Source organism: Variovorax sp. 10N420 (assembly GCF_056394705.1).
The window spans coordinates 72767-89496 of record NZ_JBFTIJ010000005.1; the positions used below are offsets into that span (position 1 = coordinate 72767).

A 16730-nucleotide genomic window follows, 5' to 3' on the forward strand; every position below is an offset into this window, starting at 1 on the left:
TTTGACAATTGCATTGCACGTTGACAGACTGTCAAAGAATTTTTGACAAAATGCCGACCCAACCATGGATCTGCAGTCGCTCACTCTTCTGGTCGAAATCCTCGACGCCGGCAACCTGAGCGAAGCCGCGCGCCGGTTGAAGATGAGCCGCGCCAACGTGAGCTATCACCTCAACCAGCTCGAGCGCTCGGTTGGTGCGCAGCTGGTGCGGCGCACCACGCGGCGCGCCGAGCCCACGGAGATCGGATTGCGGCTCTACCAGCACGGCGTGGCGATCCAGGGCGAACTGGTGGCTGCGCGGGAATCGGTCACCATGCTGGGCCAGAGCCTCCAGGGACGGGTGCGGCTGAGCGTGCCCAGCGGCTACGGGCAACTCGTCATGTCCGAATGGCTCATCGACTTCAAGCGGCAGTACCCCGGCATCGTGCTCGACGTGCTGTTCGAGAACCGCATCGAAGACCTGCTGCGCGACGAAGTGGACATCGCGATCCGCGTGATTCCCGAGCCGCCGCAGAACCTCGTTGCGCGCGAACTCGGTCCGGTGCGCTACGTGGCCTGCGCGTCGACCGCTTATGCGCAGGCGCATCCGCTGCCCACGCAACTCGATGACCTGCAGGGCGCGCCGGTGGTGACTGCCGCGGTGATCGGTCGTCAGTTGCGCATCTCCGCCTACCAGGGCGAGGAGCGCCGCGAGGTGGTCCTGGAGCCGACGCTGATTTCCGAGAACTTCCTGTTCCTGCGGCAGGCCATCCTGGCCGGACTGGGCATCGGCCTGGTGCCCGACTACGTCGTGAACGACGACGTGCGGCGCGGCGACGTGGTGACCACGCTCGGCGACTGGCGCCTGAGCATCTTCGGCACGCAGATGTTCATGCTCTACATGCCCAACCGCCAGCACACGCGCGCGACGCGGACTTTCATCGACTTCATCCTGGAACGGGCGAGAGGCACCGCGGGCGGCATCGTGCAGCCCGCGTAGCGCCTCCGGGCGCCCGCCCATGGCGCGGTCTGTGGAAGTCGGGCAGCATGGAGGCACGGAACCTTCGATGACCACGACCTGTGTCGGCTGCGGCGCCGATGTGCTGCCCGCGTCTTCCTTCTGCCAGCGCTGCGGGCGTCGGCTGGCCCGTTCCTGTGCATCGTGCGGATTCGAATGCGATTTCGATTTCGCGTTCTGCCCGCGCTGCGGTACGGCGCGCGCGGCGGCCGTCAGCCCGCCGCCACCGCCACCACCGCCGCCGCCCGCACCCAGCGAGGCCAGCCACGAAGCCGATCGCAGACAGGTCACCGTGGTGTTCGCCGACCTGACCGGCTTCACCTCATTGGCCGAAGGGCTCGACCCCGAAACGCTGCGCACCTTCCAGAACGCGCTGTTCGCCACGATGGCGCAGGCCATCGCGCGCTACGACGGCTTCGTCGAGAAATTCGTCGGCGATGCGGTCATGGCCGTGTTTGGTGCACCGCGCGCGCACGAGGACGACCCGCTGCGCGCAGTGGATGCAGCGCAGGACATGATGCATGGCGTCGGGCAATTGAGCGCGCATTGGCTGTCGCGTCTCGGCCGGCCTGTCACCTTGCACATCGGCGTGCATACCGGCGCCGTGGTCGCCGGCAGCCTGGGCAGCGGCACCGGCAGCGCGTATGCCGTCACCGGCGACACGGTGAACACCGCGTCGCGATTGCTCACCGCCGCCGAGCCGGGCCGGGTGCTGGTGTCGGAAGCGACGCACGCGATGGTGCGCCACCGCTTCGAATTCGAGCCGCCCGCCGAACTGGCGCTGCGCGGCAAGGCCGAGCCCATGCGCGTGCATTGCCTGATCGGCGTGCGCTCGGAACTGGCCTCTGCCCGCGGGCTCGCGGATTTGGGGCTCGCGGCACCGCTGGTCGGGCGCGGCGACGCGGTCGAACGTCTGCTGGCTGCGTTCGACCGCATGCAGGGCGGGTCGGCACAAGTCGTCAGCGTCGTCGGCGAGGCCGGGGCCGGCAAGTCCCGGCTGCTGGCCGAGTTCTTCGCGCGCCTGGAAGGCGACGAACGCCTGGCAGCGACGGGCGTCCGTCGCGCCAACTGCTCATCGCTCGGCGAGCCGACCTATGGCACCTTCGGCGCGCTGTTTCGGGGTGCCTACCACGTGGATGCCGGCGAATCGCTGGAATCGGCACGGCGCAAGCTGCAGGAGGGCTTGACGGCCCTCGGCGCGAATGCCGACGAGGCCGATGCGGTGGCCAAGGTGCTGAACTACCTGCTCGGTATCCAGGACACCAAACCGCGCGATATCGAGCCAGAGCAGCTGCAGCGCCAGATCACGCTGGCAGCGCGGGCGCTGATCGAGCGCCGGCTGGCGCAGCAGCCGGTGATGATCGTGGTCGACGACCTGCATTGGGCCGATGCGGCATCCGTCGACTTGCTCGGAGAGGTCATCGACCAGCTGGCGGACCGGCCCTTGATGGTGCTGGTCTTCCAGCGTCCGGGTTCGCGCTCGCTGTCCAGCGACAGGGCCGAGGCAACCGGGATCGAGCTGGGTCCGCTCCCTGCGCAGGAGGCGCGCTCGCTCGTGCGTCATCTGCTGGACGCGTCCGCGGACGATGACCTGGCGCCGGTGCTCGATTTCGTGGCGGCCCGCGCCGGCGGCAACCCGCTGTTCGTCGAGGAAATCGTTCGTTCCCTGGCCGGGCGCGGCCTGCTCGTGCAAAAGGACGGACGCTGGGTCTGCGAGGACCCCTGCGACAGCGTGGACGTTCCGCCGACGCTGTATGGCCTGCTGCTGTCGCGCATCGACGGATTGGGCGCGGACGACCGGCGCGTGCTGCAGGAGGCGGCCGTGTGGGGCGCCGGCTTCGAAAGCGCACTGTTGCAGCGTATCGCGAGCGAGCCGCAATCGGTCGAGGCATCGTTGCGTCGGCTTGCGGCGGCCGATCTCGTCCGGGCCGATGGGCAGGGCTGGTGCTTCACCCATGCGCTGCTGCACGAAGTGGCCTATCAGAACCTGCTGCTCTCGCGGCGGACCGAATTGCACCAGCGCGCCGGCCTCGCGCTGGAAGCCGTGCTGGGCGTCGACGCCCAGGCGCCCATCGATGAGGAGGCGCGCAGCACGCTGCGCCTGGCGGAGCTGGAAGCGCTGGCGCACCATTGGAGCCTGTCGCCCGACAAGGCGCGGGGCGCGCGCTATCTCGTGGCCGCCGGAGACTGGGCGCGCGCGGTCTACGCCAACGACGACGCCATTCGCCACTACGAACGCGCGCTGCAAACGCTGTCCGGGTCGGCGGCTGACTCGGTCGCCGCGAAGGCCGAGGTCGAGACGGCCGAACTCGACGCCCGCGAGCGCCTCGGCGACCTGCTCGGCTTGCAGGGGCGGCGCGCCGATGCGCTTGCGCAATACCGGATCGTGCAGGACGCGGACCCACGGCGGGACGAGCCTGTTCGCACGGCGCGTGTGCTGCGGAAGACCGGCGGCCTGCACTGGGAGGCCGGGGAGCGCGAGCGCGCCAGCGCCTGCTTCAGCGCTGGTCTCGACCGGCTCGGCGAAGAAGGTGACCGGATCGAACGCGCGCACCTGTTCCAGGAAATGGGCCGGCTGGCTTTCCGGGCCGGCGACAACGACACCGCCTTGGCGCTGGCACAGCGCGCGCTGGCGGAGGTGCCTGCAGAGCCGACGGGCCGCGAGCGGGAAGCCAGCGTCGTGCGCGCCGAAGCCTGCAACACGCTTGGCGTCGCGCTGGCACGGCTGGGGCGGCCGGCAGAGGCGGTGGAGCACGTCGAAAACAGCGTCGCCCAGGCAGAGGCGAACAACATGCTGCAGGCGGCCTGCCGCGGCTACACGAACCTGGGCGTGCTGTACGCGTCGCTCGATCCGCAGCGCAGCATCGAAACCTGTCTGCGCGGCCTGGAAACCGCCCGCAAGGTGGGCGATCTCGGCTTCCAGTCGCGGCTGTACGCGAACCTTGCGGTGGCCTATTGCGCGCTGACGAATCGCTGCGAAGCGGAGGGAATCGAGGCCGCGCGGGCCGCCGCCAGCCTCGATCGCCGGCTCGGACTGCTCGACCATCTGGCGGTGCCGCTCATCGTGCTGGGGCAGATCTATCAGTGCCATGGGGACCAGGCGCGCGCCTTCGCGTCCTACAAGGAAGCCCTGGCGCTGGCCGAGCAGATCGACGAGCCTCAACTGCTCTTTCCCTGCTACGATGGATTGGCTACGCTGTACCTCGATGCCGGGCGCCCCGCACAGGCGGAAACCTACCTCGCAATGGCACAGGCGGTATGCGAGCGCGCAGGCCTCGAGCCCGACGCCCTGATGGTGCTTCCGTTCCTCTGCTGAACCTGCCTGAAGGAGCCTCGATATGGCATATGTGATGAGTCATCCCGTGGCGCCGGGCGACCCGGCCCCCGATTTCGCGCTTCCGGCCGTGGCCGGTCCCGACACCGTTTCGCTCGCTGACTACCGCGGACGGAGCCCCGTCTTCCTCGCACTCATGGTCGGCCTGTGGTGCCCGTTCTGTCGACGACAGCTCGTCCAGCTCGGTGCGCTGGAACAGAAGCTCAAGGCCATCGGCGTGGAGACGCTGGCAGTCGTGGCGACCGAACCCGAAAACGCCCGCCTGTACTTCAAATTCAGGCCGACGAAGCTGCGCCTGGCGTCCGATCCCGAACTGTCGACCCATCGCGCCTTCGGCGTGCCGAAGCCAGAGCCGACGCCCGAAATGCTGCAGCAGCTCGACGAAGTCCGCGTCAATCCCTTCGGTGATCTTCCCGAACCGCTGCCGATCTCCCAGGCAGCCAAGGTGATCGGCGATCTCGACGGCTACGTGTGCACGCCGACCGATGCGAGCGAAGTCGACAGGCAATGGCCGCAACTCAAGGCGCAGTACATGATCGACCGCGATGGCATCGTGCGCTGGGCGGAAATCGAATGCGCGAGTGAAGGCCTGCCCGGCATCGGCAAGCTTCCGTCGGAAGAAGTGATCCTCGGCGCCGCGCGCGCCTGCGCCATCTAAAGCGGCCTTGCGGGCAACCGCGGCAGTGTCAGATCAGACCTTGGTCCCGGAAGCTGTAGAACTCGCCGTAGCCGATGATGATGAAATCCTGCAGCACCATGTCGTGCAGCGTGCCGAGTTCCTTCATGCGAAGTGCCACGGCGATGTCGGCTTTCGAAGGCTTGCAGGTGCCGGACGGATGGTTGTGGACGACGACCAGCGAGGATGCTCTGGCGAGCATGGCATTCCTGAATATCTCCACGGGCTCGAGTACCGCGTGGTGCGCCGTGCCCATGGACGCGACTTCATATGACAGGATTTCCAGCTGAGGATTCAGGTGCAGGACAACGACCTTTTCCTTCGTTTCGTCCTGCATGTCCTTGAACAACTCATAGACCTGCAGTGGGTTCTCCACGGGCTTGTTCAGCAGGTCATCGTCCACTCGCCTTCGAGTGAACGTGACTTTCAGTTCCTTCAAGTACGCCATAGATCCTCCGCTTTGATTCTGCGGCCCGATCGTATCAATCGGCATCCACAGGACGTTCGTCCACGCGAGGCCGGCGCGCGATGGGACAATCCCGCCCCATGACAAGCCCCGCCGACTCCCTCACCATCACCCGGCCCGACGACTGGCACCTGCACGTGCGCGACGGCGCCGCGCTTCACGCCGTCGTCCCGCACTCCGCACGCCAGTTCGGCCGCGCACTGATCATGCCGAACCTGCGCCCTCCGGTGACCACCGCTGAGCAGGCCGTGGCGTATCGCGAGCGCATCCGCGCCGCTGTGCCCGCTGGCGTGGACTTCGAGCCCGTCATGTCGCTCTACCTTACCGACAGGCTTCCGCCCGACGAAATCGAACGGGCCGCCGCGGCCGGCGTGCGCGCACTCAAGCTCTACCCGGCCGGCGCCACCACCAACAGCGATGCCGGCGTGACCGATATCAAGAAGACCTACGCCACCCTCGAAGCCATGCAGAAGCACGGCCTGCTGCTGCTGGTGCATGGCGAGGTGACAGACCCCGCCGTCGATCTCTTCGACCGGGAAGCCGTTTTCATCGATCGCGTGATGATTCCGCTGCGCCGCGACTTCCCCGAGCTGAAGGTCGTCTTCGAGCACCTGACGACCAAGGAAGGCGCCCACTACGTGCGCGACGCGAGCCGCTTCACGGCAGCGACCATCACGGCGCACCATCTGCTCTACAACCGCAACGCGATCTTCACGGGGGGCATCCGGCCACACTACTACTGCCTGCCGGTGCTCAAGCGCGAGACGCACCGCGTGGCGCTGGTTGAAGCGGCGACCAGCGGCAGCGATCGATTCTTCCTGGGCACCGACAGCGCGCCTCATCCCGCGCACCTCAAGGAACACGCCCTGGGCTGCGCCGGCTGCTACACCGCGCTGACGGCGCTGGAGCTTTATGCAGAGGCTTTCGACAACGCCGGCGCGCTCGACAAGCTCGAAGGCTTTGCCAGCTTCCACGGTGCCGACTTCTACGGCCTGCGGCGCAACAATGGCACTGTGACCCTGCGGCGCGAAAGCTGGACAGTGCCTGAAGCAGTGCCCTATGGCGATGCCACGCTGAAGCCGCTGCGCGGCGGCGAAACCATCGGCTGGAAGCTTTCATGAACGGCACTCCACGCGTGATGCTGCTCATCGATGCCGACAACGTTTCCGCCGATGTCATCGAGCAAGCCGTGCAGCGCACGCTGGCGGAGCACGGCAGCGTCCATGTCCGGCGCGCTTACTGCAATGCCGAGACTGCGATCAAGCAGCAGGCGCTTTTCAAGCGACTGTCGGTGCGGCCAATGGTCAATATTTCCGCGGGCAAGAACAGCACCGACATCGCTCTCGCGGTCGACGCCATGGACCTGGCAGTCGCCGAGCGTCCGGATATCGCGGTGCTCGTGTCGTCCGATTCAGATTTCGCGCCGCTCGTCATCCGGCTGCGAGAGAAGGGCTGCCGCGTCTGCGGTATCGGTCAGCAAGGCAAGACGGGCGACGACACCGTGGGCGTGTACGACAGCTTTGTTGATCTTCAGCACCATTCGACAGCGAAGCCGGCGGTCGCCAAACCCGCCACCAAGCGCGCCGCGCGTGCGCCCCGGCGCACCAAGGCCGAGCAGCCTGCGGCGCCGCGCGCACCCGCCCTGCCCGACGAAGTGATTCGCATCCTTCAGGCAGTCCCCGAATTGGGCATGGGTCGCCAGGTGGAGCTCAACGTTGCCGCTGAACGGCTGCGCGCTGCGAAGCTGCTCGGCACGACTGTGAGCTCGCCGAAGTTCTTCGGTAAACACCCCGAGCTGTTCGCGCTGACCCCGGAAAAGAGGCCCAACAAGGTGCAGTTCATCGGCCCCGCGACTTTGTGAACTCCTCGTGTCGCGCTCGACGATCGACACCGCCCGGCCCTGGATGGAACCCTATGCGCCGTGTGTCGAACGCGTGGGCACGCGTACGAAGCAAGGTGCGAGCGCCGCTGAAGCTTTGGTAGCCGAAGCGGCGAGCATCGAGTTGCGCGCAGGGTTTCTGCGCTTTGTTGCGCCTGACAGCGCACCGCCGAACGAAGCGTACGAAGCCTTCATCCATCGCACCGCGTGCGTGCCCACGCGCGACAACCTCCACGATCTCTTCAACGGCCTGGTGTGGCTGCACTTTCCCCAAGCCAAGCGGCGGCTCAACGAGCTGCAGGCCGCCGAGATCGCCCGCGCGGGCATCGGCGCGTCGCGCGGTCCGCTGCGCGATGCACTGACACTCTTCGACGAGAACGGCGCCGTGCTCGACGCGCCGCCGCCATTGTGGGAAGCATTGCTCGCGCGCGACTGGCATGGCCTCTTCGTCACGCGGCGAACGCCCTGGCGTGATGCGCGGCTGCTGGTGTTCGGGCATGCACTGCTCGAAAAGCTGACGTCACCCCGCAAGGCCGCGACGGCGCATGTCCTCATAGCGCCGGGGGGAAATCATTCGATCGCGCCTGACGATGCCGGCATAGTCTCGGCACTGGACCCCGCACACCTCACGGCCAAGCCCTTCGTGCCGCTGCCCGTGCTCGGCGTGCCCGGGTGGTGGATGCCCAACGAGAACTTTTCCTTCTATGATGATCCGGCCGTTTTTCGCCCCCGCAGGGTCGCAGAACCAAGCCCAAACCCATAGGCCCTGCCGTACCGCGCAGCTTGAATCGCAGCCGCCCGGCCCCCAACTGTGCACACGCTTCCTCACGGAGAATCCAACTTGAAACGCATCCTTCTGTTCGTGCTGACCAACGTCCTGGTAGTGGCGGTGCTGGGCATCGTCGCGAGCCTGCTGGGCGTCAACCGCTTTCTCACCGCCAACGGACTCAATCTTTCGGCGCTGCTCGGCTTCGCGCTGATCATGGGATTTGGCGGCGCGATCATTTCGCTGCTCATCAGCAAGCCGATGGCCAAGTGGACGGCGGGCGTGCGGATCATCAACGAACCCCAGTCGCCTGACGAAGCCTGGATCGTGCAGACCGTGAAAAAGCTCGCTGACAAGGCCGGCATCGGCATGCCCGAAGTCGGCATCTTCGAGGGTGAGCCCAACGCGTTTGCGACAGGCGCCTTCAAGAACTCTTCGCTGGTCGCCGTCTCGACCGGTCTGCTGCAAAACATGACGCGTGAAGAGGTCGAAGCGGTGATCGGCCATGAAATCGCCCACGTCGCCAACGGCGACATGGTCACGATGACGCTGATCCAGGGCGTGATGAACACGTTCGTGGTGTTCTTGTCGCGGGTGATCGGCTATGCGGTCGACAGCTTCCTGCGCCGCGGCGACGACCGCAACTCGGGCCCGGGCATCGGCTACTTCGTGACGACGATCGTGCTGGACATCGTGCTCGGCTTCGCAGCTGCCATCGTGGTGGCGTGGTTCTCCCGCCAACGTGAGTTCCGGGCGGATGCGGGCTCCGCGCAATTGCTGGGCCGCAAGCAGCCGATGATGAATGCGCTGGCGCGCCTGGGTGGCCTGCCTCCGGGCGAACTGCCGAAGTCGGTCGAAGCGATGGGTATTACCGGCAAGCTCGGAAGCCTGTTCGCGACGCATCCGCCGATCGAGCAGCGCATCGCGGCATTGCAAGGCTAGGCTCGCCCCCAGGCTGCGCGCACTTCGTGTCGCTTCGCCTACCCCCTACCGGGGGCAACACCGGCGGCCCGGCAGAGCCGGTTCCTCGGTGTTTCTCGATTCAGATGCGTACGCCGGCTGCGATGCCGAGCGCAACCGCCTCGCCTACCTTGATGCCATCCACTCCGGCCGAGAGAATGCCGCCCGCGTAGCTCGCGCCTTCGCCGGCGGGATACAGGCCGCGGACGTTGAGGCTTTGGAAGTCTTCGCCGCGGGTGATCTTGATGGGTGACGAGGTGCGGGTCTCGACGCCGGTCAGGACGGCATCATGCAGATCGAAGCCTTTGATCTTGCGTCCGAAGGCGGGGAAGGCCTCTCGCATGGCTTCGGTCGCATAGTCCGGAAGTGCGGCGCGGAGGTCGACCGGCGTCACGCCGGGCTTGTACGACGGCTCCACGCTGCCAAGCACCGTTGTCGGCCTGCCTGCCACGAAATCGCCGACCAGTTGCCCCGGTGCGCGGTAGTCGCCGCCGCCTAGCACGAAGGCGTTGGACTCCAGCGCGCGCTGAAGCTCGATGCCTGCAAGCGGTGAACCCGTGCGGCCTTCTTCCCAGCCCGGAAAATCCTGCGGATCGATGCCGACCACGATGCCCGCGTTGGCGTTGCGCTCGTTGCGTGAATACTGGCTCATACCGTTGGTCACCACGCGGCCCGGCTCGCTGGTAGCCGCCACGACAGTGCCGCCGGGGCACATGCAGAAGCTGTACACCGAGCGTCCGTTGTTCGCGTGATGCACGAGCTTGTAGTCGGCCGCACCCAGCAGCGGGTGACCTGCGTGCCGTCCCCATCGTGCGCGGTCGATCAAGCCTTGGGGATGCTCGACGCGGAAGCCGATCGAGAAGGGCTTGGCCTCGATGTGTACCCCACGCTCGTGCAGCATCGCGAAGGTGTCGCGCGAACTGTGGCCGAGCGCCATCACCACGTGATCGGCACGCAGCTCGCTGGTTTGCCCGGTGCGCTGGTCGAGCACGGTCAGCCCGCGCAAGTGCTTGCCGTCGGGGCCGTCCTCGATCAGCACGTCGGTCACGCGCTGTTCGAAGCGAATCTCGCCGCCGAGCGCGGTGATCTGTTCGCGCATGTTCTCCACGACCTTCACCAGCTTGAATGTGCCGATGTGCGGATGCGCGACGTAGAGGATTTCCGGCGGTGCGCCGGCCTTGACGAACTCTTCCATCACCTTTCGGCCGAGAAAGCGCGGATCCTTGATCTGGCTGTAGAGCTTTCCGTCGGAGAACGTGCCCGCGCCGCCTTCACCGAACTGCACATTGGATTCGGGATTGAGCACGCTCTTGCGCCAGAGGCCCCAGGTGTCCTTGGTGCGTTGCCGCACGGTCTTGCCGCGCTCCAGCACGATCGGCTTGAATCCCATCTGCGCGAGCACCAGCGCAGCAAAGATGCCGCAGGGGCCGAAGCCGATCACCACCGGCCGTAGCGGCAGCGTCGCGGGCGCTTGCGCTGGCGGCTCCCACGCCATGTCGGGAGTCGGGACGATGCGGGGGTTTTCTGCGAACTTGTGGAGCAGCGCGGCTTCTGTCGCCGGATCCGCGATCGTCACGTCGACGATATAGACCTGCAGCAGTTGCGCCTTGCGCGCGTCGAAGCTGCGCTTGAAGATGCTGAACTCGCGCACGGCGCCGGGCGGGATGCCGAGCACGGCGTCGATGGCTGCGGGGAGGGCCGCTTCGTCGTGGCCGAGCGGCAGTTTGATTTCTGAAATTCGCAGCATGTGGTGGCTTGGGTCTATCAAGCAGGGGCCCGGATCATAAAACCCCTTCCTGAATGGCAAATGACCTGCGGCGCGCACATCGCGCCGCAGGTCATTTTGCGGGAGGGATCAGGGACTGATCGCCCTGGCCGTGTCAGGCTTCCGAGACGGCTTCAGAGCCCAGTCCATCCGCATCCGCTTCGACGCGCTTGACCGCGCGGCCACGGAAGCTCGACCAGGTGACGCCGATCAACAGCAGCGCCGACAGTGCGATGAAGGCCGCGCTGATGGGGCGCTGCACGAACACACTGATGTCGCCGCGGGACAGCAGCATGGCGCGGCGGAAGTTTTCTTCCACCATTGGCCCGAGCACGAAACCCAGCATGATCGGCGCGACTGAGAATTCCAGCGTGATCAGCAGCGCGCCAATGACACCGAAGGCCAGCACTTCCCAGATCTGGAAGAGGCTGTTCTGCGTGCTGAAGACGCCCACCGCGATGAAGAACATCGCCGACGGGAACAGGTAGCGATACGGCACCTGCAGCATCTTGACCCACACGCCGATCATCGGCACGTTCAGGATGATCAGCAGCACGTTGCCGATCCAGAAGCTGGCAATCAGGCCCCAGAAGATGTCCGGATGCTCGGTGATGAGCTGCGGGCCGGGGGCGATGCCCTGGATCATCAGCGCACCGAGGATCAGCGCCATCACCGCGTCGCCCGGAATGCCCAGGCTCATCGTCGGGATGAAGTCGACCTGCGTCTTCGAATGCGAAGAGGCTTCGGGCGACGCCACGCCGGCGATCATGCCGGTGCCGAACTTCTCCGGCGTCTTCGAGACCTTGCGCTCGAGCGCGTAGGCGATGAAGGTCGTGATCGTCGGGCCGGTGCCGGGCATCGCGCCGAAGACGGTGCCGACCAGCGTGCCGCGCACCATCGGCCAGAAGGCTTCCTTCAACTCGGCCAGGCTCGGGCGCATGTCCCGCACGCGCAGCGAGGTGTTGCTCGTGATGATGGTCATCCGGTTCACGTTGAGCAGGAAGTCGGCGACGCCGAACAAGCCCATGGCGATCGCCACGAGTTCGAGGCCGTCGCTGAGTTCAGGGATGCCGAACGAGAAGCGGAAGCTGCCCGAGTTCACGTCGGTGCCGACCACGCCGCACAGCAGGCCGAACAGCGTCATGGCAACGCCTTTCAGCGGCGAACCGCGCGACATGGTGGAACCCGCCAGCAGGCCCAGCAGCATGATCGAGAAAATCTCGGTCGGCCCGAACTTGAAGGCCACGGCCACCAGCAGCGGCGACGCGAAGATCATCACCAGGATGCCGACCGACGCCGCGAAGAACGACGAGATCATGGTGATGCCGAGCGCCGTCCCGCCCTTGCCGGCGCGCGTCATCGGATAGCCGTCCAGGCAGGTCACCGCGTGCGGCGGATGCGAAGGCAGGTTCAGCAGGATGGCGCCGATGGCGCCGCCATATTGCGAGCCGTAGAAGATGCCGGCCAGCATCAGGATGGCCGGGACCGGGTGCATCGCGTAGGTGAGCGGCAGCAGGATCGAGATCGCCGACAGCGCGCCCATGCCGGGCAGCACGCCAATCAGGTTGCCGACCAGCACGCCGAAGAACGACCACATCAGGTTGGTGCCCTGGAAGGCAACGCCGAACCCGAACCACAGGTCATGGAGAGACTGCATCATGGTCTACATCCCCCACTGGAACAGCGGAAGCTGCAAGCGCAGCGCCCACCAGAAGACGATCACCGCGACGATGCACATCGATAGCGCCAGCAGGATCGCCTGCGTGATGGTGTTCGTGCGGTCGCCTAGCGCCGAGATGAAGACGATGGCAAACGTCGCTGGGACCAGTCCGCCATAGACGCCCAGCAGCAGGAACGCCAGCACGGCCACGATGATGCAGATGCCGCCGCGCACGTCGGGAAGGCCAGTCCCGTGGCCGTGACCGACCGCGATCTTGGATGAGCTGCCGCTGTCGGATCGGGCGGTGATCGCGATCAGCAGGCCTGTGATGGCCAGGAGCACGCCGACGGCAACCGGAAAGAAACCGGGGCCCATGCGGGCGGGTGTGCCGGTGCGGTAATCAAGCCCCGCGTAGACCGCGATGAGCCCGACGAACACCATCAAGGCGCCGCCGTAATAGTCTTTCTTGACCTTGGAAGTGAGGGCTTTCATTGCCGCCCCCCGAGCCGATGGCCCGTATGCCTGCGCTGGCACTGCATGTTTGTCTCCTTTGTCGCATGCGATGTGCACGCTGAGCAAAAGGCAGTCTAGAAATCAAGCCTTCCAATCTCCTTTCAGTGGCAGGCGGGCTCTTCAAAATACGTGTTATCACTTATCGGGTTGAACCGCACGCGGCAACCGCAGTACGGCGCGCAATCCGCCTGCGAGGCCTTCGAGCGGCGGCGCGTCGCCAAGCGTGATTTCGCCGCCATTGCGGTGCGCATAGGCCTGTGCAATGGCGAGTCCCAGGCCGGCGCCGCGGCCCTCTTCGGGGCCCACGATGTCCGAGCGCTGGAAGCGTTCGAACGCGCTTGCCCATCGGCTCTGCGGAATGCCCGGCCCGGTGTCGCAGACTTCAGCCTCGACCCAGTCGCCGTCAAAGCGAACGGCCACGGTGATGTGGCCTCTGGCCGGCGTGTACTTGATGGCGTTGTGGACCAGGTTCGACAGTGCTTCGTGCAGTTCTGCGGCTTGCGCGGCGACCGGAGCAACTGGCACAACCGGAACGGCCGGTTCGTAGTCTGCGTCTTCGATTTCCGCATCGCCGCGCGCGTCGATCCAGCCGAGATCCTGGTTCTTTTCGCGTGCGAGCGGCAGATGTTGCAGCACCACCTCGCGCGCCACCGCGTTGAGGTCAGTGATCGGGAGGGCTCCCGCGTCCGACGCGGACTCGCTCGCGTGCGCTAGCGCCAGCAGTTGCTCGCTCAGCCGGCGGGCGCGCACCAGTTGGGCGACGATTGCGCGAAGTGTTTCGCGCATCGTTTCGGGATCGCGTTCGCGCAGCGCGTACCCGGCCTGCGTCAGCATGATGGCCAGCGGCGTGCGCAGTTGATGCGACGCGTCGGCAAGAAAGCGCGACTGCTTGGCCAAGAGGTCGCCCTGGTTGGCGATGTGGTGGTTCACCGCCTCCACGAGCGGCGCGACTTCGTAAGGCACATCGCTCGCGTCGAGAGGTTCGAGGTCGCCCGGTGCGCGAGTCGCAAGCGATCGGCGCAGCCGCTGCAGCGGGCGCAGCGAGAGCGCCACCCCCAGCCACACCAGAACGACCATCACGGTCACGATCCGCACGTCGTTCCAGAGCGCCTGGTGCCATGAGTCGGCCAACGCCTGCTGGCGGAAGCCGGTGCTTTCGGCGGCCTGGCTGAGTACGCGGTATCCCTCCGTTTCGTTGATGCGCACTGTGCGGCGCAGTGCGGCAATGCGCACTGGATAGCCGCGATAGGTTGCGTCGTAGAACTGCGCGACGTTGTCCGGACCGGCCGGTGGTGGCGGCAGATCGGAAACGCCGACCAGCGTTTTCTCGGATGCCGCAGCGCTGTTGCGGGCGTTCTTGGCAGATAGCGGCGTGTAGCCCACATGCAGATGCTTGTGAATGGATCGCGTCGACTCGAACATCGACTGCACCGAAAAGGCGGTGTCGACGCGCGGCTTCAGGTCGTCGCCGATCGCGATGCTGTCGTTCAGCGCTTCGACCGGTTCAATGAGGGCCTGGTCGTACGCATCGACCACCACCCTGGAGATGGCGCGGTAGTCGATCCATGTGTCGATCGCCAGCAGCGCGACGATCGCGGGCAGCAGCATCGCGAGCAGCAGCGTGCGGATGCCGATGCGGCGCGGCTCGGCCTTCATCCGAGGTCGTCCGTGCCTGAGGAGACGTCTTCCAGCATGTAGCCGAGGCCGCGGACCGTGGTGATGCGGACGTCGCTGTCGGCCAGCTTGCGGCGCAGCCGGTGCAGCACCAGTTCGATCGCCGCCGGCCCGACCTCGCTGTCGTGCGGGAACACCTTGCCCGACAGGCGCTGCTTGCCGACGGGCGAGCCGGCGCGCAGCAGAAGCGCGATCAACGCCGCATGCTCGCGCGGCGTGAGGGCCAGGAGCTGGCCTTGCAGCATGAAGGCATGGCTTTCGCTGTCGTAGGTCAGCGATCCGCAGTGCATGCGCGGATGCTGCGTGCCGCGGCTGCGCCGCACCAGCGCCGTGAGACGCGCTTCCACCTCTTCGACCGCAAAAGGCTTGCTCAGGAAATCGTCCGCGCCCAGATGCAGACCGCGCACGCGATCCTGCAGCGAGCCTTCTGCCGTGAGCACCAGCACCGGCGTCCGATCGCCTTCGTCGCGCATGGCCGAGAGCAGTGCCAGGCCGTGCTTGTCCGGCAGGCGCAGGTCGAGCACGGCGGCGTCGTATTCATTGCCGGCCAGCAGGGCCTCGGCCGTGCGCGCGTCGGGTGCGTGGTCGGTGACGAAGCCGCTTTGCTTCAGCGCGCGGACCAGCCATGCCGCGAGTTCGGCTTCGTCTTCTACCAGCAGGATGCGCATGCGGCAGCGGTGCCTCGACGGGATACGTTCACGCGGGCAGGAATCCGTCGACGGACAGGTAGCGCTCGCCGGTGTCGTAGTTGAAGCCCAGCACCACGGCATCTGCAGGCAGCGACGGCAATTTCTGCGCAATGGCTGTGAGGGTGGCGCCGGAGGAAATGCCGACAAGGATGCCTTCTTCGCGCGCGCAGCGGCGGGCCATTTCGCGCGCGGGTTCGGCATCGACCTGGAGCACGCCATCGAGCAGCGAGGTGTCGAGGTTCTTCGGGATGAAGCCCGCGCCGATGCCCTGGATGGGGTGGGGCGAAGGCTGGCCACCGGAAATCACCGGCGACGCCACCGGCTCGACGGCAAAGACCTTGAGCTTGGGCCACTTCTGCTTGAGGATTCTTGCGCAGCCGGTGATGTGTCCGCCGGTGCCCACGCCGGTGATCAGCACGTCGATACCCTCCGGGAAGTCGGCTGCGATTTCCTCGGCCGTGGTGCGCTCGTGCACCTCCACGTTGGCCGGATTGTTGAACTGCTGCGGCATCCACGCGCCGGGCGTGCCGGCGACGATTTCTTCCGCACGGGCGATGGAACCCTTCATGCCCTTTTCGCGCGGCGTGAGATCGAAGCTCGCGCCGTAGGCCAGCATGAGGCGGCGGCGCTCGACGGACATGCTGTCGGGCATCACCAGGATCAGCTTGTAGCCCTTGACCGCCGCAACCATGGCAAGGCCGATGCCGGTGTTGCCCGAGGTCGGCTCGACGATCGTGCCGCCGGGCTTGAGTGCGCCCGATCGCTCGGCATCCTCGACCATCGACAGCGCGATGCGGTCCTTGATCGAGCCGCCCGGATTGGCGCGCTCCGACTTGATCCAGACCTGCTGGGTGGCGTGGCCGAACAGGCGCTGGATACGGATGTGCGGCGTGTTGCCGATCGTCTGCAAGATGGTGTCTGCTCTCATACGGTGTCCTCTGGGCAAATCCGATGCGGAAGTGGGGAGCGTCATTGTGGCGATAATCGCCCCGTGAAGCACGCTGGACCGCCGCTGGTGCAAGTCTCGAAAGAGCGCACTGGAGGAACGTCCGGACTGCACAGGACAGCGCAGGAGCTAACGGCTCTCCACCGTGAGGTGAGGATCAGAGCAACAGAGACGAGTCGGCCGGGGGCAACCCCGGCCGGGTGAAACGGGCAATCTCTGCGCGCAGCAACACCAAGTAGGCCAGCGTCGATGTGGTTCCGCAGAGCTGGCGGGTAGGTGGCACCGAGCCGTTTGGCGACAAACGGCCCAGATTAATGGCGGTCACGCTGGAGCTTCCGAAAGGGGCTTCAGCGCACAGAATCCGGCTTATAGGCGGGCTTCACACTATCACTTGTTCCTCGCCCC

At 66.2% G+C, this 16730-nt stretch carries 14 protein-coding genes and 1 other RNA gene; 8 read left to right on the top strand and 7 right to left on the bottom strand.

Going from position 1 to position 16730, the window contains the following annotated elements:
* Positions 1-64 precede the first annotated feature (64 nt).
* From AC1DEK_RS14355 to AC1DEK_RS14365, 3 genes are all read left to right on the top strand, one after another.
* A complete protein-coding gene (locus tag AC1DEK_RS14355) occupies positions 65-979 on the top strand; it encodes a LysR family transcriptional regulator (protein WP_478125922.1) in 915 nt (304 codons plus the stop codon).
* A 67-nt stretch (positions 980-1046) separates the two neighbouring features.
* Complete coding sequence (locus AC1DEK_RS14360) at positions 1047-4313, top strand: adenylate/guanylate cyclase domain-containing protein (RefSeq protein WP_478125923.1); 3267 nt, start codon at positions 1047-1049, stop codon at positions 4311-4313.
* A gap of 22 nt (positions 4314-4335) precedes the next feature.
* Positions 4336-4989, top strand: a complete 654-nt coding sequence (locus AC1DEK_RS14365; protein ID WP_478125924.1) for a redoxin domain-containing protein — start codon at positions 4336-4338, stop codon at positions 4987-4989.
* A gap of 28 nt (positions 4990-5017) precedes the next feature.
* Here AC1DEK_RS14365 and AC1DEK_RS14370 read toward each other — a convergent pair whose 3' ends face one another.
* Positions 5018-5455, bottom strand: coding sequence for a JAB domain-containing protein (locus tag AC1DEK_RS14370; protein ID WP_478125925.1), 438 nt, complete (start codon positions 5453-5455; stop codon positions 5018-5020).
* Positions 5456-5553: 98 nt separating this feature from the next.
* On the opposite strand from AC1DEK_RS14370, the gene pyrC reads away from it, so the two are divergent.
* The 4 genes from pyrC (at position 5554) to htpX (ending at position 9060) form a co-directional block, all read left to right on the top strand.
* Positions 5554-6594, top strand: coding sequence for a dihydroorotase (gene pyrC / locus AC1DEK_RS14375; protein WP_478125926.1), 1041 nt, complete (start codon positions 5554-5556; stop codon positions 6592-6594).
* The gene (locus AC1DEK_RS14380) at positions 6591-7334 is read left to right on the top strand and encodes an NYN domain-containing protein (protein ID WP_478125927.1); all 744 of its coding nucleotides are present in this window, start codon (positions 6591-6593) and stop codon (positions 7332-7334) included. Before pyrC ends, AC1DEK_RS14380 begins: the two co-directional genes overlap by 4 nt.
* Before the next feature lie 7 nt (positions 7335-7341).
* Entirely contained in the window at positions 7342-8115 is a 774-nt protein-coding gene (locus AC1DEK_RS14385) for a DUF3025 domain-containing protein (RefSeq protein ID WP_478125928.1), read from the top strand.
* 78 nt (positions 8116-8193) lie between these two features.
* Positions 8194-9060 carry a protease HtpX gene (htpX, locus tag AC1DEK_RS14390; protein ID WP_478125929.1) on the top strand — a complete coding sequence of 289 codons (867 nt, stop codon included), beginning with the start codon at positions 8194-8196 and terminating at the stop codon, positions 9058-9060.
* 100 nt (positions 9061-9160) lie between these two features.
* Here the strand turns inward: htpX and AC1DEK_RS14395 are convergent, their stop codons facing one another.
* The 6 genes from AC1DEK_RS14395 to cysK form a co-directional block, all read right to left on the bottom strand.
* Positions 9161-10825 carry an NAD(P)/FAD-dependent oxidoreductase gene (locus AC1DEK_RS14395; RefSeq protein WP_478125930.1) on the bottom strand — a complete coding sequence of 555 codons (1665 nt, stop codon included), beginning with the start codon at positions 10823-10825 and terminating at the stop codon, positions 9161-9163.
* Positions 10826-10958: 133 nt separating this feature from the next.
* A complete protein-coding gene (locus AC1DEK_RS14400; RefSeq protein ID WP_478125931.1) occupies positions 10959-12503 on the bottom strand; it encodes a tripartite tricarboxylate transporter permease in 1545 nt (514 codons plus the stop codon).
* Between the two features lie 3 nt (positions 12504-12506).
* Positions 12507-12995 carry a tripartite tricarboxylate transporter TctB family protein gene (locus AC1DEK_RS14405; RefSeq protein ID WP_478125932.1) on the bottom strand — a complete coding sequence of 163 codons (489 nt, stop codon included), beginning with the start codon at positions 12993-12995 and terminating at the stop codon, positions 12507-12509.
* A gap of 156 nt (positions 12996-13151) precedes the next feature.
* Positions 13152-14672 (bottom strand): sensor histidine kinase, encoded by a 1521-nt coding sequence (locus AC1DEK_RS14410; RefSeq protein WP_478125933.1) that lies wholly within the window; start codon positions 14670-14672, stop codon positions 13152-13154.
* A complete protein-coding gene (locus AC1DEK_RS14415; protein WP_478125934.1) occupies positions 14669-15358 on the bottom strand; it encodes a response regulator in 690 nt (229 codons plus the stop codon). Before AC1DEK_RS14415 ends, AC1DEK_RS14410 begins: the two co-directional genes overlap by 4 nt.
* A 28-nt stretch (positions 15359-15386) precedes the next feature.
* Positions 15387-16307: a cysteine synthase A gene (cysK, locus tag AC1DEK_RS14420; RefSeq protein WP_478125935.1), complete on the bottom strand. Its 921-nt coding sequence runs from the start codon at positions 16305-16307 to the stop codon at positions 15387-15389.
* Positions 16308-16372: 65 nt separating this feature from the next.
* Here cysK and rnpB point away from each other — a divergent pair.
* An RNA gene (gene rnpB, locus AC1DEK_RS14425) (RNase P RNA component class A) lies at positions 16373-16710 on the top strand.
* The last annotated feature ends 20 nt before the right edge of the window (positions 16711-16730 follow it).

Excerpts from the sequence above, each read along its gene's own strand:
- pyrC (WP_478125926.1), top strand. The coding sequence starts at position 5,554 with ATGACAAGCCCCGCCGACTCCCTCACCATCACCCGGCCCGACGACTGG.
- cysK (WP_478125935.1), bottom strand. The coding sequence starts at position 16,307 with ATGAGAGCAGACACCATCTTGCAGACGATCGGCAACACGCCGCACATC.
- AC1DEK_RS14380 (WP_478125927.1), top strand. The coding sequence starts at position 6,591 with ATGAACGGCACTCCACGCGTGATGCTGCTCATCGATGCCGACAACGTT.
- AC1DEK_RS14405 (WP_478125932.1), bottom strand. The coding sequence starts at position 12,995 with ATGAAAGCCCTCACTTCCAAGGTCAAGAAAGACTATTACGGCGGCGCC.
- AC1DEK_RS14410 (WP_478125933.1), bottom strand. The coding sequence starts at position 14,672 with ATGAAGGCCGAGCCGCGCCGCATCGGCATCCGCACGCTGCTGCTCGCG.
- AC1DEK_RS14415 (WP_478125934.1), bottom strand. The coding sequence starts at position 15,358 with ATGCGCATCCTGCTGGTAGAAGACGAAGCCGAACTCGCGGCATGGCTG.
- AC1DEK_RS14400 (WP_478125931.1), bottom strand. The coding sequence starts at position 12,503 with ATGATGCAGTCTCTCCATGACCTGTGGTTCGGGTTCGGCGTTGCCTTC.
- AC1DEK_RS14355 (WP_478125922.1), top strand. The coding sequence starts at position 65 with ATGGATCTGCAGTCGCTCACTCTTCTGGTCGAAATCCTCGACGCCGGC.
- AC1DEK_RS14395 (WP_478125930.1), bottom strand. The coding sequence starts at position 10,825 with ATGCTGCGAATTTCAGAAATCAAACTGCCGCTCGGCCACGACGAAGCG.
- AC1DEK_RS14370 (WP_478125925.1), bottom strand. The coding sequence starts at position 5,455 with ATGGCGTACTTGAAGGAACTGAAAGTCACGTTCACTCGAAGGCGAGTG.
- AC1DEK_RS14360 (WP_478125923.1), top strand. The coding sequence starts at position 1,047 with ATGACCACGACCTGTGTCGGCTGCGGCGCCGATGTGCTGCCCGCGTCT.
- AC1DEK_RS14365 (WP_478125924.1), top strand. The coding sequence starts at position 4,336 with ATGGCATATGTGATGAGTCATCCCGTGGCGCCGGGCGACCCGGCCCCC.